Source organism: Herbaspirillum frisingense GSF30, assembly GCF_000300975.2.
In the GTDB taxonomy this organism is placed as follows: domain Bacteria; phylum Pseudomonadota; class Gammaproteobacteria; order Burkholderiales; family Burkholderiaceae_D; genus Herbaspirillum; species Herbaspirillum frisingense.
This window is the reverse complement of the sequence record NZ_AEEC02000007.1, coordinates 95251-116324: the sequence shown is the minus strand read 5'-3', so window position 1 is coordinate 116324 and position 21074 is coordinate 95251. Positions and strand designations below refer to the sequence as shown.

General features: G+C 63.5%; 17 protein-coding genes. 9 read left to right on the top strand and 8 right to left on the bottom strand.

Features of this window, described 5'->3' with window-relative positions; genetic code table 11:
• Positions 1-41: 41 nt before the first annotated feature.
• From HFRIS_RS07150 to HFRIS_RS07140, 3 genes are read right to left on the bottom strand one after another with little or no spacing between them, the layout of a single operon-like run.
• Positions 42-242 (bottom strand): DUF1656 domain-containing protein, encoded by a 201-nt coding sequence (locus tag HFRIS_RS07150; protein ID WP_006462614.1) that lies wholly within the window; start codon positions 240-242, stop codon positions 42-44.
• Positions 232-2448 carry an FUSC family protein gene (locus HFRIS_RS07145; protein WP_006462613.1) on the bottom strand — a complete coding sequence of 739 codons (2217 nt, stop codon included), beginning with the start codon at positions 2446-2448 and terminating at the stop codon, positions 232-234. Before HFRIS_RS07145 ends, HFRIS_RS07150 begins: the two co-directional genes overlap by 11 nt.
• Positions 2445-3926 (bottom strand): efflux transporter outer membrane subunit, encoded by a 1482-nt coding sequence (locus HFRIS_RS07140; protein WP_006462612.1) that lies wholly within the window; start codon positions 3924-3926, stop codon positions 2445-2447. The genes HFRIS_RS07145 and HFRIS_RS07140 overlap by 4 nt, the downstream gene beginning before the upstream one ends.
• Positions 3927-4114: 188 nt before the next feature.
• Between HFRIS_RS07140 and HFRIS_RS07135 the strand changes: the two genes are divergently transcribed.
• From HFRIS_RS07135 to clpB, 3 genes are all read left to right on the top strand, one after another.
• The gene (locus HFRIS_RS07135) at positions 4115-5080 is read left to right on the top strand and encodes a LysR family transcriptional regulator (protein WP_006462611.1); all 966 of its coding nucleotides are present in this window, start codon (positions 4115-4117) and stop codon (positions 5078-5080) included.
• A 45-nt stretch (positions 5081-5125) separates the two neighbouring features.
• Positions 5126-5500, top strand: a complete 375-nt coding sequence (gene crcB / locus HFRIS_RS07130; RefSeq protein WP_039874862.1) for a fluoride efflux transporter CrcB — start codon at positions 5126-5128, stop codon at positions 5498-5500.
• A gap of 104 nt (positions 5501-5604) precedes the next feature.
• Positions 5605-8190: an ATP-dependent chaperone ClpB gene (gene clpB, locus HFRIS_RS07125; RefSeq protein WP_006462609.1), complete on the top strand. Its 2586-nt coding sequence runs from the start codon at positions 5605-5607 to the stop codon at positions 8188-8190.
• A 157-nt stretch (positions 8191-8347) separates the two neighbouring features.
• On the opposite strand, the gene HFRIS_RS25190 is transcribed toward clpB, so the two are convergent.
• Positions 8348-8578 (bottom strand): hypothetical protein, encoded by a 231-nt coding sequence (locus HFRIS_RS25190; protein ID WP_152486652.1) that lies wholly within the window; start codon positions 8576-8578, stop codon positions 8348-8350.
• Positions 8579-8673: 95 nt separating this feature from the next.
• Here HFRIS_RS25190 and HFRIS_RS07120 point away from each other — a divergent pair, with 95 nt between their 5' ends.
• Both HFRIS_RS07120 and rraA read left to right on the top strand, forming a co-directional pair.
• A complete protein-coding gene (locus HFRIS_RS07120; RefSeq protein ID WP_006462608.1) occupies positions 8674-10422 on the top strand; it encodes a diguanylate cyclase in 1749 nt (582 codons plus the stop codon).
• 54 nt (positions 10423-10476) lie between these two features.
• Positions 10477-10968 (top strand): ribonuclease E activity regulator RraA, encoded by a 492-nt coding sequence (gene rraA, locus HFRIS_RS07115; protein ID WP_006462607.1) that lies wholly within the window; start codon positions 10477-10479, stop codon positions 10966-10968.
• Between the two features lie 373 nt (positions 10969-11341).
• Here rraA and HFRIS_RS07110 read toward each other — a convergent pair whose 3' ends face one another.
• The gene (locus tag HFRIS_RS07110; protein WP_006462606.1) at positions 11342-13573 is read right to left on the bottom strand and encodes an FUSC family membrane protein; all 2232 of its coding nucleotides are present in this window, start codon (positions 13571-13573) and stop codon (positions 11342-11344) included.
• A gap of 400 nt (positions 13574-13973) precedes the next feature.
• Here HFRIS_RS07110 and aceA point away from each other — a divergent pair, with 400 nt between their 5' ends.
• On the top strand, positions 13974-15278 hold the full coding sequence (aceA, locus tag HFRIS_RS07105; RefSeq protein WP_006462605.1) for an isocitrate lyase: 1305 nt from the start codon (positions 13974-13976) through the stop codon (positions 15276-15278).
• 151 nt (positions 15279-15429) lie between these two features.
• On the opposite strand, the gene HFRIS_RS07100 is transcribed toward aceA, so the two are convergent.
• From HFRIS_RS07100 to modA, 3 genes are read right to left on the bottom strand one after another with little or no spacing between them, the layout of a single operon-like run.
• The gene (locus tag HFRIS_RS07100) at positions 15430-16098 is read right to left on the bottom strand and encodes a sulfate/molybdate ABC transporter ATP-binding protein (RefSeq protein ID WP_039874860.1); all 669 of its coding nucleotides are present in this window, start codon (positions 16096-16098) and stop codon (positions 15430-15432) included.
• Between the two features lie 39 nt (positions 16099-16137).
• Positions 16138-16812 carry a molybdate ABC transporter permease subunit gene (modB, locus tag HFRIS_RS07095; protein ID WP_006462603.1) on the bottom strand — a complete coding sequence of 225 codons (675 nt, stop codon included), beginning with the start codon at positions 16810-16812 and terminating at the stop codon, positions 16138-16140.
• A 16-nt stretch (positions 16813-16828) separates the two neighbouring features.
• On the bottom strand, positions 16829-17599 hold the full coding sequence (gene modA / locus HFRIS_RS07090; RefSeq protein ID WP_006462602.1) for a molybdate ABC transporter substrate-binding protein: 771 nt from the start codon (positions 17597-17599) through the stop codon (positions 16829-16831).
• A gap of 128 nt (positions 17600-17727) precedes the next feature.
• Between modA and HFRIS_RS07085 the strand changes: the two genes are divergently transcribed.
• The 3 genes from HFRIS_RS07085 (at position 17728) to HFRIS_RS07075 (ending at position 20992) form a co-directional block, all read left to right on the top strand.
• A complete protein-coding gene (locus HFRIS_RS07085; protein ID WP_006462601.1) occupies positions 17728-18129 on the top strand; it encodes a winged helix-turn-helix domain-containing protein in 402 nt (133 codons plus the stop codon).
• Positions 18122-19858: a ClcB-like voltage-gated chloride channel protein gene (locus HFRIS_RS07080; protein WP_006462600.1), complete on the top strand. Its 1737-nt coding sequence runs from the start codon at positions 18122-18124 to the stop codon at positions 19856-19858. The genes HFRIS_RS07085 and HFRIS_RS07080 overlap by 8 nt, the downstream gene beginning before the upstream one ends.
• 246 nt (positions 19859-20104) lie before the next feature.
• Positions 20105-20992 (top strand): 23S rRNA (adenine(2030)-N(6))-methyltransferase RlmJ, encoded by an 888-nt coding sequence (locus HFRIS_RS07075; RefSeq protein WP_006462599.1) that lies wholly within the window; start codon positions 20105-20107, stop codon positions 20990-20992.
• The last annotated feature ends 82 nt before the right edge of the window (positions 20993-21074 follow it).

Here is a 21074-nt window from a genome sequence, read left to right as displayed (position 1 = left end):
AGTGATGGGTTTGGCGCAGAAGGCGGTAGAGCCGATGTCCGCTAGCGATACACGAACAGCCCCAGCAAGGCCGCCAGGCAGACGAACAGGCTCACGCGGAACAGCGCCGGGTGCCAGGTCAGTTCGTAGAAGCCCAGCCGCACCAGGAGGCGGTCCGCGGCCATGGCCAGGACGGCGGCCAGCACGGCCAGCAGCAGTACCGTTGGAATGTAGGCGTCGAAGAAGGAAATCTCACGTGGCATGGCGCTCTCCGGAAGCGGGGTTGGCACCGGCGCGCATGGTATGCAGCGGCGATTGCTGATCGAGCAGGGCGGTGCGGATGAAGTGCAGGTAACTCAGGGTGCGTTGCAGGCGATGACGTTCGCTGCGTTCGCGGTAATGCGGACCGATGGCGGTCTGGACTTCGACGATGGTGGCGTCATTGGCGTCCAGCGCCGCCTGCAGGGTTGCCGCCGACGGCCGGGCGAACAAGGCCGGGACGGCTTCACGCAGGCGGTTCAGTGCGGCGTAGGCGGAGGGCGGTAGCAGGTCCGGGGTTTCGGTACGGATGCCGTGCAGTTCGGTACGCAGTTCGATGATGGCGTGGCCCACTTCCAGGGTGGCGAACATCCAGCCCAGCGCCTTCTGGCGCAGGATCGGGCGACTGCTGGTGAGGATCGTGATCTGGTGCATCAGGTCGCGGGTGCCGCTTTCGAACTTCAGCGCCAGGCGGCCCAGCTTGCCGAAACAGGCGTCCACCACCTGCTTGCGCAATTGCTTTTCCAGCACGCGCACGGTCCAGTCGGTGGTCGGCGGCAGCAGCAGCATGAAGGCCACGGCCGTCACCAGCAAGGACACCACCAGCGCCACCGATTCGTTCAGGTAGCCGGCCGCGTTGAAGTGGGCGAAGTTGTCCGGTACCGCCAGGAAGGGAAAGAAGATGCAGATCCCCAGGCCGTAACCGGCCCATTTGGGTTTGGTGGTCAGCCAGACGGCCAGCATCAGCACCGGCATGAGCGCGCTGGCCAGCATCCAGTAGCCATCCAGGCGCGGCAGGATATGGAATGTGTAGACATAGCCGGCCACGGCGGCGAAGAGCACGCCGATGGCGACCGTGCGCGTGGCCTTGGCCGGGTCGGGGGCGGCCGAGGTGATGGCGCAGAAAGCCGCCGCATTGAGCACGGCCACGTCGCCGCTGGGCCAGCCACTGGCGATCCAGAACCCGGCCAGGCACAGCATCACGATGGCGGCGCGGGCACCGGCGATCAATGCCGTGGTCATGCTGGTCTTGGGGGCATAGGAATGCTCCCATTGCTCGCGCTCGTGGTGGCGCTGGTTCAGCGAGGCATAGGTCAGGGTGTAGGCATGCAGTTCTTCGACCACGCGGTACAGAAGTTCAGATGCCGTATCGAAATCCAGCATGGCGCTGTCGCTGTCGCACTGTTCGGCCAGCGTGCCACGGGTGGCGCGCACGCGGCGCGGCAGCTCGCGCTTGAAGGCGTCCAGCTTGAGGGCGGCGTCGGCGGCATCCACTGCACTCATCACCGGTTCGCCGCTGGCGCGGGTCAGCAAGGGCTGCACCTCGCGGAAATACGGCGAGATGGCGGCGATGACCACTTGCGCGCTGGGCGCGGGATTGGCGTGCAGCCGGTTCATCAGCTGGTGCAGCGCGTGGACGCGGGTGGACAGCGCCATGAATTCACTGTTCATGCGGCTCAGGCGGCCGCTGCGCAGGCGCACTTCCGGGTCTTCGAAGATGGCCGAGCTGCGCATGGCTTCCAGGCCGATGATGTCGCCCACGAAGCGGGCATTGGTGGCTTCCAGTTGCTTGCGGTCGTTGCTGCCGCCCAGGGTAGCGCTGATCAGGTCAACGAAGGCGGTAAAGCGGCCGCGGATGATGCGCACCAGGCCCGGTGCGCTGGCCTGGGGAAACACCAGCGCGCTGACCAGGCCCACGCAGACGATGCCGACCATGATCTCGGAGACCCGCGTCATCACCGAGTCGAAGGTAATGGCCGGATGCAGCGCGGCCGGCAGCCCGATCAGCGCCACCGTATAGCCGGACAGCACGAAGCCGTACGAGCGGAAGTTGCGATTGTGCGCCGAGCCCACCGTGCACAGGCCGATCCACAGGGCCGAGGCCAGCAGGAACAGTTCCGGCGTCTGCGCGAACAGGCCCACGAAGACCACCACGGCGGCGGAGCCGACCAGGGTACCGATGACCCGGTAGAAGCTCTTGGCCAGGATCATCCCGCTTTGCGGCTGCATGACGATGAAGACCGTGATCAGCGCCGAGCGCGGCGACTCCAGGTCCAGGCCGTAGCCGATGCCCAGCGCCAGCAGGCCAGCGAAGACCATCTTGAACACATAGACCCAGGTCGGCGCGTCACTGCGCCACCAGTCGCGGGCAGCCTCGTGCAGCTGCGCCTTGAGCGACAGGGTGGGCGTGGGTGTGCCGGGGGTGCTCATTGCGCGGCCACCTGCTCATCAGGCGCAGTGCCATTGTCCATGCCACCGCCCAGCGCAGTCTGCAGCGCCGCATAGGCCGCCAGGCGCTGTGCCTGCAATTGCTGCACGATCTGCTGCTGGCGCAGCCATTGGGTCTGGGCGTGCAGGATGTTGAGGTAATCGGTCAGGCCGCGCTGGTAGGCACGGGTGGCAATATCCACGTTCTTTTGCGCGGCTTGCACCGATTGCTGTGCCTGCTCCTGCTGGCGGGCCACCGATTGCAGCGTCACCACCTGGTCGGAAATGCCCTTCAGGGCTAGCGAGAGCAGGGCGTTGTAGTGCTCCACCTCGATGTCATAGCCGGCGCTGGCCGCACCCAGTTGGCCACGCAGGCGGCCACCCTCGAAGATGGGCAGGGAGATGGCCGGGCCGTAGGTGGTCTGGAGATTGGGGGCGGACAGGAAGGAGAACAAGCCGCCACCGGCGGCGGCCGGGCCGATGCCGGCCAGCAGGTTGATGTTGGGGTAGAAGGCGGCCTTGGCCACGGCGATGCCCTTGCCGGCGGCCTCCACGCGCCAGCGGGCGGCGCTGATGTCCGGGCGGCGTCCCACCAGGTCGGCCGGCAGTGCGCTGGGCAAGCCGATGGCGGCCTGCAGTTGCAGGGTGGGGCGGGTGATGCCGTCGGCGGCACCGGGGCCGGCGCCCAGCAGCGCGGCCAGCTGGTTGCGGATCAGGGCGATGCTCTCTTGCAGGGCTTCGATCTGGCGCCGGGTTTCCGGCAGCGGGGCTTCGGCCTGGGTAATCTCAAGCTGGGTGCCGAGGCCGCCCTTGAAACGACGATGGGCCAGGTCGAGGATCTTCTGTTCTTCCTTCAGCATGGCTTCGGTGTTGTCCAGCAGGCCGTATTGCAGGGCCAACTGCACATAGGTACGCACCACATTGCCTTCCAGATCGAGTTGGGCGGCGCGGGCGTCGGCCGCCACGGCATGCATCTCGTCCTCGGCACGCAGGGTGGCGTTCTTGTTGCGATCCCAGAGGTCGACGTTGTAGGACAGGCCCAGGGTGGCGGTGTTGTTCCAGGTCAGCTTGTCGCGGAAGGATGCACCGTAGTAGACGTTATCGGACCAGTCCTTGCGGCCGACCGCCACATCCAGCTGGGCGCTGGGCAGCTCGCCGGCATGGGTGGCCACGGCCAGCGAGCGCGCCTGGCGCACGCGGGCGGCGGCCACCGCCATGCTGGGGTTACCGGCCACGGCGCGGCTGACCAGTTGGTCCAGCTGCGCATCGCCATAGACCTGCCACCAGGCGCGTTGCGGCCAGCCGGCCTCGCTGCCGGCCTGGCGGATGGCCTGGCCGGCGTCCAGCACGGCGACGTCGCGCACGTGTGCTTGCGGCTGGATGCCGCCCTGATCGGCGCAACCGGCCAGGGCCGCTGCGATTGTCAGCGCCAGCGCAACGACCTTCAGGTCTGGCAGCTTGGGAATGGCGATATGTGTCATGGGATTGCCCGAAATTATGCAAATATCAGAAGTTATGTATTCTATTTTGTAATTATTTCCAAAAAAATCCGCTATTCAGCAATTCTTTATCTCGTATTTGGCAATAATGATTGCTCCGTTTTGGGTAACAATGCTGTCATCCGGTGTTGCGCCTGCTGGCGCCTCACCTGCTTATCGATAGGAACAAGATGGATACCCTGCAAAACATGCGCGTCTTCGCGCGCGTGGTCGAGGCCGGCAGCTTTACGCAGGCGGCCCATCAGATGGCCCTGACCACCGCCCATGTCTCCCGCGCCGTGGCCGATCTGGAGCGCCATCTGCGCACCCGCCTGTTGAACCGCACCACGCGCCGCATTGCCCTGACCGAGGCGGGCGAGCGCTACCTGCTGCGTTGTCAGCAGATCATGGCATACGTTGACGAAGCTGAGGCAGAAGCCGGCGCGGCCTATGTCCGCCCCTCGGGCCGGCTGCGCATCCACGCCATGACCAGTTTCGGCCAGCGCTATGTGATTCCCTCCATCTCCGGTTACCAGAAGCGCTATCCAGACGTGGCGGTGGAACTCACGCTGGCCCAACGTATTCCGGACATGCTGGAAGAGGGTTATGACGTCTCCCTGGTGCTGGCGCGGGAGTTGCCCGATTCCGGCCTGATCTACCGACAGCTCGGGACCACCTTCAGCATGCTGTGTGCCTCGCCGGCTTATCTCGACAAGTACGGCGCGCCCCAGCAGCCGGCGGACCTGCTCAATCACGTCTGCCTGCAACTGGTGAGCCCGATCTCGCCGCTGGACGAATGGGTCCTGGAAGGACCGGACGGCGGCGCCGTCATTGCGATCAAAAGCAATTTCCAGGTCAATGTGGCCGAAGCCATGCTCACCGCCATCCGCGAGGGCATGGGGATCGGCGTGCTGCCCATCTATTCGGCCGTGGATGCCTTGCGTACGGGTAGCATCGTGCGCGTGCTGCCGCAGCACCGCCTGCAGAACATGGGCGTGTACGCGCTGTATCCTTCGCGCCAGTACCTGGACGCCAAGATCAGCACCTGGGTAGACTGGATGCATGTGACCGTGGACAAGACCTTGGAAGAAGACCATCAGGCGCTGGAGCGCCTGGGCAGCCTGCGGGAAGAAATGCAGGGGCTGGGGACGCGCTGACTCCGGAAACGACAAGGCCCGATGGGGCAGGCAAAGGGGATGATGATGGGATGGCTGGCAGTGGGAATCGGAGCGACGCTGGGCGCCTGGCTGCGCTGGCGCATCTCGGTGGTGTGGAATATCTCCGGCCACTTCGTGCCGCTGGGCACGCTGGCGGCCAACTGGATCGGCGCCTACGTGATCGGTTTCCTGGTGGCCTATTTCGAGCAGCATCCCGGCTTGTCGCCCGAATGGCGCCTGTTCGCGGTGACCGGCTTCCTGGGTGGCCTGACCACTTTTTCCACTTTTTCCGCCGAGGCCATGATCCTCTTGCAGCGGGGCGATTACCTGTGGGCCATCGGCCATTCGGCACTGCACCTGCTGGGCTCCATCGTGCTGTGTGTTGCCGGCTTTGCAAGCTATCGTGCATTGGCGGGATGACGATTATCAGCGAACTGATGCAGATCAAAACAGGCGGCACGATCATTGCTTGAAAATCAAAGCGCAGGCCCAACTTTCATCTCATTGAAAAATTGGAGCGAACCATGCGTCTCGACAAACTCACCACAAAATTGCAGGAAGCGCTGGCCGATGCGCAATCCCAGGCAGTCGGCCACGACAATCAATACATCGAACCCGTTCACCTGATCCTGGCCTTGCTGGGCCAGGATGACGGTGGCGCACGCTCGCTGCTGCAGCGTGCCGGCGTGAACGTGAACGGCCTGAATACCGCCTTGCAGGCGGCCCTCAAGCGCCTGCCGCAAGTCTCCGGCAACGGCGGCGAAGTGCAGGTCGGGCGCGAACTGGTGGCCCTGCTGAACCTGGCCGACAAGGAAGCACAAAAGCATGGCGACCAGTTCGTCGCCAGCGAAATGGTGCTGCTGGGCCTGGCCGACGACAAGTCCGACGCCGGTCGCGCCGCCCGTGAAAACGGCCTCACCCGCAAGTCGCTGGAAGCGGCCATCCAGGCCGTGCGCGGCGGCGCTTCGGTGTCCTCGCAGCAGGACGAAGGCCAGCGTGAAGCCCTCAAGAAATTCACCCTGGACCTGACCGAGCGTGCCCGTGCCGGCAAGCTTGATCCGGTGATCGGCCGCGACGATGAAATCCGCCGCGCCATCCAGGTGCTGCAACGGCGCAGCAAGAACAACCCCGTGCTCATCGGCGAACCGGGGGTGGGCAAGACCGCCATCGTCGAAGGCCTGGCCCAGCGCATCGTCAACGGCGAAGTGCCGGACAGCCTGAAGTCCAAGCGCGTTCTGTCGCTGGACATGGCAGCCCTGCTGGCTGGTGCCAAGTATCGCGGTGAATTCGAGGAGCGCCTGAAGGCGGTCTTGAAGGAAATCGCCCAGGATGAAGGCCAGACCATCGTCTTCATCGATGAGCTGCACACCATGGTGGGCGCCGGCAAGGCCGAAGGCGCCATGGATGCCGGCAACATGTTGAAGCCGGCCCTGGCGCGTGGCGAGCTGCATTGCGTGGGTGCCACCACGCTGGATGAGTACCGCCAGTACATCGAGAAGGACGCCGCCCTGGAGCGCCGCTTCCAGAAGATCCTGGTGGATGAGCCCAGCGTGGAAGCCACCATCGCCATCCTGCGCGGGTTGCAGGAGAAGTACGAGGTGCACCATGGCGTCGATATCACCGACCCGGCCATCGTGGCTGCGGCCGAGCTGTCGCACCGCTATATCACCGACCGCTTCCTGCCGGACAAGGCCATCGACCTGATTGACGAGGCCGCCTCCAAAATCAAGATCGAAATCGATTCCAAGCCGGAAGTGATGGACAAGCTCGACCGTCGCCTGATCCAGCTGAAGATCGAGCGTGAAGCCGTCAAGCGTGAAAAGGACGAGGCTTCGCAGAAGCGCCTGCAGCTGATCGAGGAAGAAATCGAAAAGCTGGAGCGTGAGTACGCCGACCTGGAAGAAATCTGGAAGGCCGAGAAGTCGACCGCCCAGGGTGGCCAGCAGTTGAAGGAAGAGATCGAGAAGGTACGCCTGCAGATGGAAGAGGCCACCCGCAAGAGCGACTGGCAGAAGGTCTCGGAGCTGAAGTACGGCAAGCTGGCCGAGCTGGAAGCTGCGCTGGAGGTGCAGAACAAGAAGGATGCGGCCGGTGCCACCACCGAGAAGCCCAAGCTGGTGCGCACCCAGGTGGGCGCCGAGGAAATTGCCGAGATCGTGGCCCGCGCCACCGGTATCCCGGTGTCGCGCATGATGCAGGGCGAACGTGAAAAACTGCTGCACATGGAAGACGTGCTGCATGAACGCGTGGTGGGCCAGGAAGAAGCCATCGTGGCCGTTTCCGACGCCATCCGTCGTTCGCGTGCCGGCCTGGGCGACCCCAGCAAGCCTTACGGTTCCTTCATGTTCCTGGGCCCTACCGGCGTGGGCAAGACCGAGCTGTGCAAGGCGCTGGCGTCCTACCTGTTCGATACCGAGGAGGCGATGATCCGCATCGACATGAGCGAGTTCATGGAGAAGCATTCCGTGGCCCGTCTGATCGGCGCGCCGCCGGGTTATGTCGGCTATGAAGAAGGCGGTTACCTGACCGAGGCGGTGCGGCGCAAGCCCTACAGCGTGATCCTGCTCGACGAAATCGAGAAGGCGCACCCGGATGTCTTCAACGTGCTGCTGCAGGTGCTGGATGACGGTCGCATGACCGATGGCCAGGGCCGTACCGTGGACTTCAAGAACACCGTGATCGTGATGACCTCCAACCTGGGTTCGCACCGTATCCAGAGCATGGAAGACAGCGATCCGGCGCTGGTGAAGCTGGCCGTGATGGCCGAGGTGCGTACGCACTTCCGTCCGGAGTTCATCAACCGGGTAGACGAGATCGTGGTCTTCCACGCGCTGGACGCCAAGAACATCGGCGCGATTGCCAAGATCCAGCTGCGCATCCTGGAGCAGCGTCTGGCCAAGCTGGAAATCGGACTGCAGATCAGCGAAGCCGGCCTGCAAAAGATCGCCGAAGCCGGTTTCGATCCGGTCTATGGTGCTCGGCCGCTCAAGCGTGCCATCCAGCAGGAGATCGAGAATCCGCTGTCCAAGGAAATCCTGGCCGGCAGGTTCGGTCCCAAGGACGTGGTGCATGTGGATGTGGAGAACGGCCAACTGGCGTTCAGCAAGTAACTGCCCGGGAGCAAGGGCGGCAGGGAGGCAGGCGGTAGGGCGCCGATCTGCCGTCGGGTCGACCGGAGCAGGAAGGGCAGGAAGTCTAGTAGCGGCGGGAACATGTCTTCATGTCCCGCCGCTTTTTTATGCATCCGGGCGGGCGATTTGATTCACTTCATCGGCACGCTGCTGCACATCCGTTCCCTGAAAGTTGTAATACATTTAATTTAGTTGGTGCTTTTGCTACACTCCACGTCCAGCGCGCTTCCTGGGCGGATCGGTCACTGCTTTTTCTTTCGCCGCATTGCAAAAAACGCTCACCAAGACGGCGCAAAATGTGATATTTACCTTCATCAAGGGGAGTGCGCCACACGACAAAAACAGGTGCGCCATCGATCGAGGCCACGGCCTCATCTGCAATCGCCGGGAAGGGTTTTGCTTGCCCGGCAGCAAGGAATTCATGGTCATATCGGGAACACGCGGTCAAGGCAGCAAGAGCACATGGGGGCGATTCTGAAGCAATCGTCTCTGCAGCGGCTATTCATCCTGCCGTTCATTTTCCTCATGGTCTGCCTGGTGCTGACCATCGGCTGGTTCCTGTATCGCGCCGGCGACGATGCCACCGAGGTGCTGGCACGCAATGCCTTGACCGAAGTGATGGGTCGGGTCTCCCAGGGTATCGACCGCCAGACCATGGGCGCGCGCGAAAGCCTGAACGTGGTGGCACCCGCGCCGGTGCCGCCGGCGGAGGCGGGCCAGCAGGCGGCGACGCTGCCCTTTCCCAAGACCCGCAAAGAGCTCGAAGAGCGGCTCTGGCTGGCCAATTCGCTGTTCGACGAACCCAGCTACGTCTATTTCGGTGGTGTTGACGGCAGCTTCCTGGGCATCAAGCAGGAGCAGATCAACGTCTTCATGTACAGCGTGCGCGAGCCGGGCGAGAAGAACTACGTCTATTACCTGCGCGGCCCCGGCACCGAGATGAAGCTCACCGCCGTGCAGGACTACGAACCGCGCAAGCGGCCCTGGTATGTGCAGGCGGTCCAGCAGGGGCGCGAGACTTGGTCGCCGGTGTACGCCGATTACCGCCAGCCCAATGTGGTGGGCATCAACCTGTCCAAGCCCATCTTCGATACCGACGGCACGCTCCTGGGCGTGGCCAACAGCAGCATCGGCCTGCAGCAGCTCTCCACCCTGTTGCGCCAGCTTCCCCTGAGCCCGCATGGCGCGGCCTTCGTGACCGAGCTCAAGGGCGACATGGTGGCCACCTCGCTGGACGAGTCGATCTACCAGTCCAACGACCAGGGCTCGGACCTGTTGCGTCTGAATGCCGGACACAGCAAGTCGCCGCTGGTGCAGCAGGCCTTCGAGGAAGTGCGGCGCTACCTGAGCATCCACAACCCCGCGCCGGGCCGGCTGGTGCTGCTGGGCTCGCGCAGCGAGGGCAGCAAGATCGAAGTGGCCTTCCGCCTGCACCATGACCAGGCCGGGCTGGACTGGCTGGCCATCAGCGCTGCGCCGCGCTCGGACTTCCTGGGTTCGGTCACCAGCGGCGTCTACCAGACCCTGCTGCTGGGCCTGCTGGCAGTGTGCCTGACCTTCGTGATCGGTTTCCTGCTGCTGCGCTGGGTGCTGCGCGACATCCGCAAGCTCACGCTGGCGGCCAAGAGCATCGGCAATGGCAGCCCGTTCCCCGCGCTCAACATCGATCGCAACGACGAGATCGGCCAGCTGGCGCTGAGTTTCGTGGAAATGGAGCGCAACCTGCGCACCGACCGCCTCACCAATGTGCTGAACCGTGATTCCCTGATCGCGCAGATCGACTTCCGTCGCCGCAACAGCTCCGAAGCCAATCCGCTGCATTTCGCCTTGCTTTTCATCGACCTGGACCGCTTCAAGGCCGTCAACGACGAGTATGGCCACGACGAAGGCGACAAGGTCTTGATCGCCATTGCCGAACGACTGCAGCACAGCTTGCGGCATGATGATTCGGTGGCGCGTTTCGGCGGCGACGAATTCGTGGTCTACCTGCATGGCGTGACCGACATCGAAGTGGCCCGCAGCATCGCCGACAAGATCCGCCACGCCGTCAACAAGCCCATCGAGGGGCGTGATGGCCAGCAGTACACGGTGGATGCGTCGGTGGGCGTATCGCTCTATCCGGTCGATGGCCTGGATGTGGAGACCTTGCTGCGGGTGGCCGATTCTCGTATGTTCGATCAGAAGCGCCTGCACCGCATCCTGTCGGTATAGGCCCGTCCCCGAGGCCATTCCGGCCCCGCCCATTCAGACCATGAGGAGACCTTGATGTCCTTTGCCACCTGCGACCTGTGCGATGCCAATGAAGACAAGCTGGCCAGCGGCACCCTGCATGTACTGCCTCCCATCTTTGCCTCCTTCGGGCGCAGGCAGGCCTTCAGCGGACCGGCCAGGACCCTGAAGGTGTTCGAGGACAACGTGCTGGTCCGCGCCACGCTGGAGACGCCGGGCAATGGCCAGGTGCTGGTGGTCGATGGCGGTGGCAGCCTGCGCTGCGCACTGGTGGGTGGCAACCTGGCGCAACTGGCGCAGGACAATGGCTGGGCTGGCATCCTGGTCAATGGTTGTGTGCGCGACGCGGCTGAACTCAATGCCTGCGACGTCGGCATCCGCGCCCTGGCCAGCCACCCCCAGCGCAGCTTCCGCAAGGGGGCAGGGGATGCCGACATCAAGGTTGGCATCGCCGGGGTAGCGGTCTATCCGGGCGACTGGATCTATGCCGACGTGGACGGCGTGCTGGTGGCGCGTACGCCGCTCTGAACGGGCTCATCCATACGCTTCTACCTCCCGCCATACAGAGACACTACCTGGACAAAAGCCGCAGATGCGGCAATGCTGTTCAGTTAAGCTTGTTACCCGCCCGAAAGCCTGCTCAGACTTTGCTTGCGCCACCGCTGACCGTTCGTCCTGAGTAGCGGCGTCGCCGCGTATCGAAGGCGCGCCACAAGCTGAGCAGCGCCTTCGATACGGCCCTAGAGGGCCTACTCAGTCCGAACGGTTTCAAATGGTTTGAAGAGAACTAAGCAAAATCGCCGCACCAAAGTCACTGGCGCGGCGATTTTTTCTTATCTGAACCGCATTACCGCAGATGCGGGCTTTTGTCTTGTGCGCGACCTGGATGAGGTTCAGGGCGTCAGTCCGGTACCTTGCGCAATTCCTTGTCGATGGCCGCCGTCTGCGCCACGATTTCCTTGAGGTCTTGATTGAGCTGGTGACTGCGGCGACGCAGGTTTGCCCAGCCCGACCAGGCGCTGGCCTCGGCCGGAATGGGTGCCGGCGTGACCGGTCCGATCAGCTCGATCTTGCCCGACAGGGCCTTGTCTTCCGGTGCTTCCGGCGAGACCACTACGGCGCCGCCGCGCTTTCTCGGCTTGGGCGCCAGCAGGCGCTGCGCTTCGGCCAGGTGTTCGCTGGCCTCCAGGTAGGTGTCTTCGATGAGCTTGCTGATGGCGGCCTGCGGCAGATTTTCCTGCTGGCGCCGCAGCATCAGGCGCAGCGCTGCGATATGCGCCGCCACCAGGTAGTTCTGCACGATGAAGCGGTTCAGTTCGCGTACCGCCCGTTGCTTGGTGGCCGGCTCGTCCATCATGCGCACCAGCGCCGAGATCAGCGCCGCCAGGCTGTCCATGAAGCCCTTGCGACAGACCCGATAGAAGAAATCGTCCTGCACCTTCCCTTCGAGCATGTCGCGGCTGGCGGTCAGGTAGCGCTGGCTGGCCTTGAGCACGTTGCGTAGCAGCTTGGGCAGGTCGCGGTATTCCCAGGCCGGCAGCACATAGGAGAAGACGGTGGCAATGAGCACGCCGATGATGGTATCGATCAGGCGTTCGCCGATCACGCCCTGGTGGCCGGCCGGCACCAGCAGGTTCAGCAGCATCAGGATCTGTACCGAGGCGGCGATGGCGGTATAGCGATACTTGATGTAGGTGAAAGCCGGTGCCGCCACGCTGGCCGCGAACAGCACTGCCAGCTGGCCCAGCGGATTGTGGACGAAGCGCAGGATCAGCATGGTGATCAGGCAGCCGATGACGGTGCCGACCAGGCGGTCCGCCATGCGCTGCTTGGTGGCGCTGAAGTTGGGTTTGAGGATGATGACGATGGTCAGCACGATCCAGTAGCCGTGCGACATGTAGGGCAGGTGGCTGGCGATCCAAAGGCCCGTGGTCACGGCCAGTGCGACCCGGATGGCGAAGCGGAAGATCGGTGACTGCCAGCGCAGGTTCACCAGCAGCATGTTGAACTTGAACTTCTGCTGGGTCAGGAAGGGGGTCATGTCCGAGCCCGGCAGGATGGGCAGCGGGTCCACTGGATTGCGGGTGGCCTGGTGCACCTGGCCGATCAGTTCGATGATGTCGCGGATCTTGTTGTAGGTCACGCGCAGGATGGTCAGGGCTTCTTCGGAGGCCTGCCGGGGGCCGGGTAGGGCCAGCTCCTGCATCTCGAACTGCACCGCGCGCAGCTCGGCCTTGTAGTTAACGCTCGGCTCGGAGGCCTTCTTGCGGGTGACCGCGTAGGCGATCGATTCGATGTCCTGGGCCGCCTTGGTGGCCAGGTCGCGCAGGAAGACCATGACATCGCTGTCGCCGAAATGCTGGCGCAGGAAGGCGTAGTCGGCGTGGGTGGAGAGCACCTGCTCGTAGAGCTCCAGCATGGACAGGTGTACCTGCACCAGCAGGCCATCCTGCTTGGTGTACAGGTCGCGCAGGATCAGGTCACGCGAAGCCTGCTGCTTGTCGGCCACCACGATCTGCTGACGCACCAGCTGGTTGAACTGGCCCGCCAGGTCATGCTTGACGTCGTAGAAGTCGGCCTTGATGCGCAGGTAGCGTGCCAGTTCGAACAGCGCCTCGGCCAGCACCTGCTGCTTGATGCGGCGGCGCAGGAACCACGACACCGTCATCGAATAGGCCAGGTAGCCCAGCCCACCGCCCAGGAACAGCACGGCATGCAGGAAGGCGTCCGAGATCGGCACCTGGTTTTCCATTGACAGGGTCATCACCATGAGCGCGGCGAACTGCAGCGGCATGGTCTTCTTGCCATAGACCACCATCATGCTGGCGAAGAAGCTCACCACCACCATCATCGCGCTGACCAGCCAGGGCACCGGGGCGCACAGGCTGATGACCAGCATCACCACCGTACAGAGCAGCACGCCGGCCAGCATTTCGTTGAACTTGTGGCGCAGCGGGCTGGGCAGGTCCATCAGGCTGGTACACAGCGCACCCAGGAAGACCGTCATGGTAGTGGGCATGTCGGCCACGTTGAACACCAGCAGGGTCAGGCCGACCACCCCGATCGCGATCCGCACACCTGTATAGAAATAATGACTGAAGAGGAAGGTGCGAATGTCCAGGGCGTAATGCATGTAGACAGGGCGGCGTGATATCGCCGTTTCATGAGTTAGGTGCTTATTCTCTGCCTTCTTGTTTGTTTAAACAACCAGAGAGGACAGGTGCGGGTGATGTGGATATGAACGATGAGGGCGCAAGAGGTTTCACATCGCCCCGTTTTTACGATACGAAATCTTCATTTCGCAATATGAAAAGTGCGGGTGCGCTGCATCAAATGGCCTTTTCATTGTCCGGATTTTCGTTCCGTATCGCAAAATCGTGAATGTAAGTCATTGAATTTATTGGTATAAAAATTTTACAGATATCTTATATAAGACATTGTTGCTCTGCTCCCGCAGGCCTACTATGAAGTCATGGAATTCGCGATTTCATCCAGTTTCTAGCCACTTCATCATTGACCAAAAGGAGATCCACATGAGCACACGTGAACAGCAAATCCAGGCCCTGGAACGCGACTGGGCAGAGAACCCGCGCTGGAAGGGCATCAAGCGCAACTACAGCGCCGCCGATGTGGTCCGCCTGCGTGGTTCGCTGCAGATCGAGCACACCCTGGCCAAGCGCGGTGCCGAGAAGCTGTGGAACCTGGTGCACAACGAGCCCTTCGTCAACGCCCTGGGCGCACTGACCGGCAATCAGGCCATGCAGCAGGTCAAGGCCGGCCTGAAGGCGATCTACCTGTCCGGCTGGCAAGTGGCCGGCGACGCCAACCTGGCCGGTGAAATGTATCCCGACCAGTCCCTGTATCCGGCCAACTCGGTGCCGATGGTGGTCAAGCGCATCAACAATACCTTCGCCCGCGCCGACCAGATCCAGTGGTCCGAAGGCCGTGACGACATCGACTTCTTCGCGCCCATCGTGGCCGATGCGGAAGCCGGTTTCGGCGGCGTGTTGAATGCCTTCGAACTGATGAAGTCGATGATCGAGGCCGGTGCGGCCGGCGTGCACTTCGAAGACCAGCTGGCTTCGGTGAAGAAGTGTGGTCACATGGGCGGCAAGGTGCTGGTGCCGACCCGTGAAGCCTGCGAAAAGCTCAACGCGGCGCGCCTGGCGGCTGACGTCATGGGTACCCGTACCCTGGTGATCGCCCGTACCGATGCCGAAGCGGCCGACCTCTTGACCTCGGACGTGGACGCCAACGACAAGGCCTTCCTCTCCGGCGAGCGCACTGTCGAAGGCTTCTTCAAGACCCACCCGGGCATCGACCAGGCGATCTCGCGTGGCCTGGCCTATGCGGAATATGCCGACATGGTCTGGTGCGAAACCGGCAAGCCCGACCTGGCCTTCGCCAAGACCTTCGCCGAAGCCATCCACGCCAAGTTCCCGGGCAAGCTGCTGGCCTACAACTGCTCGCCGTCCTTCAACTGGAAGAAGAACCTGGACGACGCCACCATCGCCAAGTTCCAGCGCGAGCTGGGCGCCATGGGCTACAAGTTCCAGTTCATCACGCTGGCCGGTTTCCATGCGCTGAACTACTCGATGTTCAACCTGGCCCACGGCTATGCCCGCAACCAGATGTCGGCCTTCGTGGAGTTGCAGGAAGCCGAATTCGCCGCCGCCTCCAAGGGCTTCACTGCGGTCAAGCACCAGCGCGAAGTCGGCACCGGTTACTTTGACGCGGTGACCCAGGCGATCCAGCAGGGTCAGTCGTCCACCACTGCGCTGCATGGTTCGACCGAAGATGAACAATTCTTCGATGACAAGGCCAAGAAGGCGGCCTGATCCGCGCGTGCAATGGTTTGAGTGTGAATGTGTGATGTAGCGCCGGCCCGCATCCTTGCGCGGGCTGGCGGGGTGATCCCCCGAACTTGCGACCGTACCTCAAAAGGGTACGGTTTTTTTTCGTCTGTCGCCGGCTCTGTATCGACAGGCATCAAGTCGCCCGCAAGCGGCCGTCGCGCACTTCGAAGACCGTCTGGCCCAGGGCCTCGACATCGGCCGGATCGTGGGTGATCAGCAGCATCGGCACCTGCAGGCGGGTCTGCAGGTCGGCCAGTTCCTGGCGCATGCGCTGGCGCAGGGACAGGTCCAGGGCCGAGAAGGGCTCGTCCAGCAACAGCATGTCGGGCTCGGCCACCAGGGCGCGCGCCAGGGCCACCCGCTGGCGCTGGCCGCCGGAGATCTGCGCCGGATGGCTGTGGGCGATGGCTTCCAGCTCGAAGGCCTGCAACCACTTCATCACGGCCGGGTGCTGGGCCGGGCGGCGTGTGTTGAAGCTGCCCCGGGTCAGGCCGAAGGCGATGTTCTGCGCCACCGTCAGGTGCGGGAAGAGGGCGTAGTCCTGGAACAGGTAGGCCACGTTGCGCTCCTGCACGCGCAGGTCGATACCTTGCGCGGCGTCGAACAGCACCCGGCCATGCACGCGGATATGGCCGCTGTCGGGACGCATTAGGCCGGCGATGGCCTTGAGGGTGAGGCTCTTGCCCGAGCCGGAGGGACCGTAGAGCACGATGCGCTGGCTGTCGGAAGCCAGGGCGATATCGAGCTCGAAGACACGATCAGCGGCACGCAGTTGTTTCTGGATCTGGAGGTCGATGCTCACGGCAGGCAGGGGCAAGTAAAAGGGATCAACCGCGACAGTCTAGCGAATCTGCAGCTGCGAGCGGTCCGGTACCAGTCGTCCGGCCAGCATCAGCAGCACCACGCAAGTGATCGAGGTAATCACCACCAGCAAGGTGGCCGCGCCGTCGTCGCCGGCCTGTACCGCCTCATAGATGGCCACCGACAGGGTCTGCGTGCGGCCCGGCAGGTTGCCCGCCACCATCAGGGTGGCGCCGAATTCACCGAGGGCGCGGGCAAATGCCAGCAGCACACCAGCGGTGATGCCGCGCGTAGCCAGCGGCAGGCTGACGCGAAAGAACACGCCGGCCTCGGAGACGCCCAGCACGCGGGCCGCGTTTTCCAGTTGATGGTCTACGCTCTCGAAGGCGGCCCGGGCCGCTTTCAATACCAGCGGGAAGGCCACCACGGTGGAGGCCAGTACCGCGCCTTGCCAGGTGAAGACCAGTTGGATGCCCAGGCTCTCAAGCCAGGCGCCGAAGGTGCCGCGGCGGCCGAACAAGACCAGCAGGTAATAGCCCAATACGGTAGGCGGCAGCACCAGGGGCAGGGTCAGGACCGAATCGATGAAGTCGCGCAGCGGCGAGCGCCAGCGCGACAGCCCATAGGCGGCGGCCACGCCCAGGACCAGATTGAGCAGGGTTGCCAGTCCCGCGACCTTTAGCGACAGCAGCAACGGTGTCCAGACCGGATGCATCAGGCGACCTTGGGGTTCAGGGCTTCAGGAAGCCGTAGCGCGCCAGGACGGCTTGCCCGTTCGGCGAGAGCACGTAGGCCACGAACTGTGTGGCCAGTTCCTGTTGCCGGCTGCCGGAGGTGATGGCGATGGGATAGGTGGCCGGCGTGTCTGAAGGAATGCGGATGGCCACCTTGACCTTGTCCGGCATCACTGCGGCATCGGTGGCGAAGACGAAGCCGGCATCGACTTCGCCACGGGCCACGTAATCCAGGCTGGTGCGCACGTTCTCGGCCATCACCCCCTTGGCCTGCACCTGCGACCACAGGCCGGCCTGTTCCAGCGCACCCTTGGTGTAGCGGCCGAAGGGCACCGATGCCGGGTTGCCGAGGGCGATGCGCTGATAGTCCGGACGGGTCAGGTCGGCCAGCGTGGCCGGCTGGTGCCGGGCGTCATGCGGCACGATGACCACGATCTGGTTGGCGGCGAAGTTCTTGCGGGTGGCCGGCTTGACGGCCTTTTCCGCCACCGCCTTGTCCATGGCGGTCTGGTCGGCGGAGGCAAATACGTCAGCCGGGGCGCCGCGCACGATCTGTTGCATCAGGACGTCCGAGGCACCGAAGTTGCTGATGACCTTCACACCAGGATGCTGTTGTTCGAAGGACTGAGCCAGCTCCTTGAAGGCATTGGTCAGGCTGGCGGCGGCCGAGACCACGAGATCGGTGGCCTGGGCGGCGCTAGCGGAGAACACCAGCGTGGCGGCGAAGGCGGCACCGATGGCGGCCTTGAGACGGGTTTTCTTCAGCATCGGCAATCCTGGAAACGAGAACAAGGGAGCAGGGCGGGTGAGTGGCGAAATATACGTAAGGATATAACGAACGTCAACCGCCCGCTCTGCATTGGCCGCACGTACAAGGCCCTTGTACAATCACGCGCATGAATGATGCCAAGACCTTGAGAGTGCGCGTGATGCAGGGCCAGACCATTGCCTTCGGGCCGGGCAAGGCCGATCTGCTGCAGGCGATCGCACAGACCGGATCGATCTCCGGCGCGGCCCGGGAGATGGATATGTCCTATCGGCGTGCCTGGCTGCTGGTGGAGGAAATGAACCGCTGCTTCGCCAGCCCGCTGGTGGCCACTGCGACCGGCGGCGCCCGTGGCGGTGGTGCGGCGGTGACCGAGCTGGGGCAGGAGGTGCTGGCACGCTACCGTCGCATGCAGAAGAAGGCGGCGGCCAGCATTGCCGGCGAATTGCGCCAGTTGCAGGCGTTGATGCGACCGGCCGACGAGCAAGGAGCTGAAGACCAGCGGCAAGGGCAGGACAGCGACCATGCATGAACTTTGGATCAAGTACCGGCTGCGGGTACTGAATGCCTGTCGTGTGTCCGAAAGCCATTCCATGCTGCTGTGGGGCGCGCTGGCCGGTTTTGTCGGCGCCCTGGCCACCATCGCCTTTCGCGAATGCATCGCGCTGCTGCAGATCTGGCTGACCGGACATGACGGGAGCTTCGTCGACATCGCCAAGGGCTTGCCCTGGCATGTGCGCATCCTGCTGCCGACCTGTGGCGGCGTGATTGCCGGCCTGTTCCTGGTCTGGGCCAAGCGTACCCCGGCCGGCAATGGCGGCGACTACATGGAGGCGGTGGCCATCGGCGATGGCGCCATTCCGGTACGCAATACGCTCTTGCGCAGCATCTCCTCGCTGGCGTCGATTGCTTCCGGTGGCTCCATCGGCCGCGAAGGTCCGATGGTGCAGTTGTCGGCCCTGTGCGCGTCGCTGGTGGGCAAGTTCTCGCACTTTCCTTCGTCGCGCTTGCGGCTGCTGGTGGCCTGCGGGGCGGCGGCCGGCATCACCTCGGCCTATAACGCGCCGATTGCAGGGGCTTTCTTCATCACCGAGATCGTGCTCGGTTCGCTGGTCATGGAGAGCTTCGGCCCGGTGGTGGTGGCCTCCGTGGTGGCCAACATCACCATGCGCGAATTGCCGGGTTACCGGGCGGCCTACGAAATGCCGTACTTCCCCGAGATCGGCGGCTGGGAAGTGCTGCTGTTCCTGGTGCTGGGCGTACTGGCCGGCATCCTGGCACCGCAGTTCCTGCGCGTGCTGGAGCTGGGCAAGCAGGGCTTCGGCAAGTTCCGCCTGCCGCTGCCGGTGCGGCTGGGCGTGGGCGGACTCTTGGTCGGACTGATCTCCATCGAGGTGCCCGAGGTCTGGGGCAATGGCTACAGCCTGGTCAATTCGTTGCTGCATACGACCTGGCTGTGGCAGGCGGTGTTGACGGTGCTGGTGATCAAGGTCCTGGCCACGGCCATTACAGTCGGCTCGGGGGCGGTCGGGGGGATCTTCACGCCCACGCTCTTCGTGGGGGCGGCGGTCGGCTACCTGTTCGGCGATACGGCCCAGGCTTTGCTGCCGTTCCACATGTCGCAACCCTTCGCCTATGCGATGGTGGGCATGGGCGCTTTCCTGGCGGCGGCGTCCTATGCGCCGCTGATGGCGATCCTGATGATCTTCGAGATGACCTTGAGCTACCAGGTGGTGCTGCCGCTGATGCTGTCCTGCGTGGTCGCCTATGTGGTGGCGCGCAGCACGGACGGCCGCTCGATGTACGAGATCACACTGAAACGCCATCGCGACAACGAAGAACGCCTGCGTCTGCGCGGCACTCACATGCGTGCCCTGATCCGGCCGGCCGAGACCGTGCTGCAGGAACAGGCCAGCCTGGAAGAGATCAGCGCCCTGTTCCTGAAATACCCGGTGAAGTATGTCTACATCGTGGACGACCAGCAGCGTTACCTTGGGGTGGTGGCGTTGCAGGACATCACTTCCTGGCTGCTGGACAAGAAGGAAGCGGCAGGCCGGGTAGCTCGCGATTTCCTGCGGCCGCATTTCCTGCACGAGGTGACGCCCGACATGTCCCTGGGCGAGGCCTTGCAACTGTTCCTTGACCATCAGGGTGAGCGCCTGCCGGTGATCGCCAGCGCCGAAGACCCGCGCCTGCTGGGGGTGGTGTTCAAGACCTCCTTGCTGGATGCGTATTTCCGGCTGGACCGGGCCGGTAACTAGAGGCGTTGCGCGCACTGCCGGGGTGCCGGACTCGCATCCCGGACCGGCGCCGCGGCCAGCGGCCGGGCCGCATCACCCGGCGCTGCGGGCATGTCTTCTTTGTAACAATGCCGGATTAGTCCGACAACTGCTCACGTATCCTTGATAAAATGCATGAGCTTTTCCTCTTTTCGGTGGCCCACCCAGTGACCCGCGTCGGTCCGTGCCGCCACCCGCTATCAACCCCATCCAAGAAGTGAATTTTCCATGCTGAGTTATCGCCACGCTTTTCACGCCGGCAACCACGCCGATGTCCTGAAGCACATGGTGATCATCCAGTTGATGCGCTATCTCGGGCAGAAAGAAACTGCCTACATGGTCATCGACACCCATGCCGGCGCGGGCGTCTACGCGCTGGATGGAGATTACGCCAGCAAGAACGCCGAATACGAAACCGGCATCGCCAAGCTGTGGGACCGCAAGGACCTGCCAGCGGCGGTGCAGGAATACGTCGATGTGGTCAAGTCGCTCAACCCGAGCGGCAAGATGCGCTATTACCCCGGTTCTCCCTATTGCGCCGAGAAGATCATGCGCGAGCAGGACCGCTTGCGCCTGTTCGAATTGCATCCCAGCGAAGTGAAGGTGCTGACGGATAATTTCCGCAAGCTGGAGGCGCATGCCGCCGCCCAGGGCCAGCGTCCGGCAGCGCGCGGCAAGCGCGTGATGGTGCATCGGGGCGATGGCTTCGACGCCCTGAAGGCGCTGTTGCCGCCGCCCTCGCGTCGTGCCCTGGTGTTGATCGACCCGCCCTACGAAGACAAGCGTGACTACAGCCACGTGGCCCAGGTGCTCACGGATGCGCTCACGCGTTTTCCGGGGGGCACCTATGCCGTGTGGTATCCGGTCCTGCATCGTAATGAATCGCGTCAGTTGCCCGAGCGCTTGAAGCGCCTGGGTGCCAAGAGCTGGCTCAATGTCACGCTGGCCATCCACGGCCCGGCACCGGATGGCTTTGGCCTGCATAACAGCGGCATGTTCATCCTCAATCCGCCGTGGACGCTGGAAGCCACGCTGAAGGAAGTCATGCCCTACCTGATCGAGGTGCTGGGCGTGGATGACAGCGCGGAATATGTCCTGGAGTCGGGAGAACTCTGATGACGGGGGCTCCTGGCGTTGTGAATATTTGTGATTTTGTCGTCGAGGGTAGTCTCGCTGTCGCCGATATCGTGAGAAATCG

Coding starts and splice junctions, on each gene's coding strand:
- HFRIS_RS07085 (WP_006462601.1), top strand. CDS start 17,728: ATGAATGATGCCAAGACCTTGAGAGTGCGCGTGATGCAGGGCCAGACC.
- HFRIS_RS07150 (WP_006462614.1), bottom strand. CDS start 242: ATGCCACGTGAGATTTCCTTCTTCGACGCCTACATTCCAACGGTACTG.
- HFRIS_RS07140 (WP_006462612.1), bottom strand. CDS start 3,926: ATGACACATATCGCCATTCCCAAGCTGCCAGACCTGAAGGTCGTTGCG.
- HFRIS_RS07135 (WP_006462611.1), top strand. CDS start 4,115: ATGGATACCCTGCAAAACATGCGCGTCTTCGCGCGCGTGGTCGAGGCC.
- rraA (WP_006462607.1), top strand. CDS start 10,477: ATGTCCTTTGCCACCTGCGACCTGTGCGATGCCAATGAAGACAAGCTG.
- HFRIS_RS07110 (WP_006462606.1), bottom strand. CDS start 13,573: ATGCATTACGCCCTGGACATTCGCACCTTCCTCTTCAGTCATTATTTC.
- HFRIS_RS07075 (WP_006462599.1), top strand. CDS start 20,105: ATGCTGAGTTATCGCCACGCTTTTCACGCCGGCAACCACGCCGATGTC.
- HFRIS_RS07080 (WP_006462600.1), top strand. CDS start 18,122: ATGCATGAACTTTGGATCAAGTACCGGCTGCGGGTACTGAATGCCTGT.
- aceA (WP_006462605.1), top strand. CDS start 13,974: ATGAGCACACGTGAACAGCAAATCCAGGCCCTGGAACGCGACTGGGCA.
- HFRIS_RS07120 (WP_006462608.1), top strand. CDS start 8,674: ATGGGGGCGATTCTGAAGCAATCGTCTCTGCAGCGGCTATTCATCCTG.
- clpB (WP_006462609.1), top strand. CDS start 5,605: ATGCGTCTCGACAAACTCACCACAAAATTGCAGGAAGCGCTGGCCGAT.
- HFRIS_RS07145 (WP_006462613.1), bottom strand. CDS start 2,448: ATGAGCACCCCCGGCACACCCACGCCCACCCTGTCGCTCAAGGCGCAG.
- modA (WP_006462602.1), bottom strand. CDS start 17,599: ATGCTGAAGAAAACCCGTCTCAAGGCCGCCATCGGTGCCGCCTTCGCC.
- crcB (WP_039874862.1), top strand. CDS start 5,126: ATGGGATGGCTGGCAGTGGGAATCGGAGCGACGCTGGGCGCCTGGCTG.
- modB (WP_006462603.1), bottom strand. CDS start 16,812: ATGCATCCGGTCTGGACACCGTTGCTGCTGTCGCTAAAGGTCGCGGGA.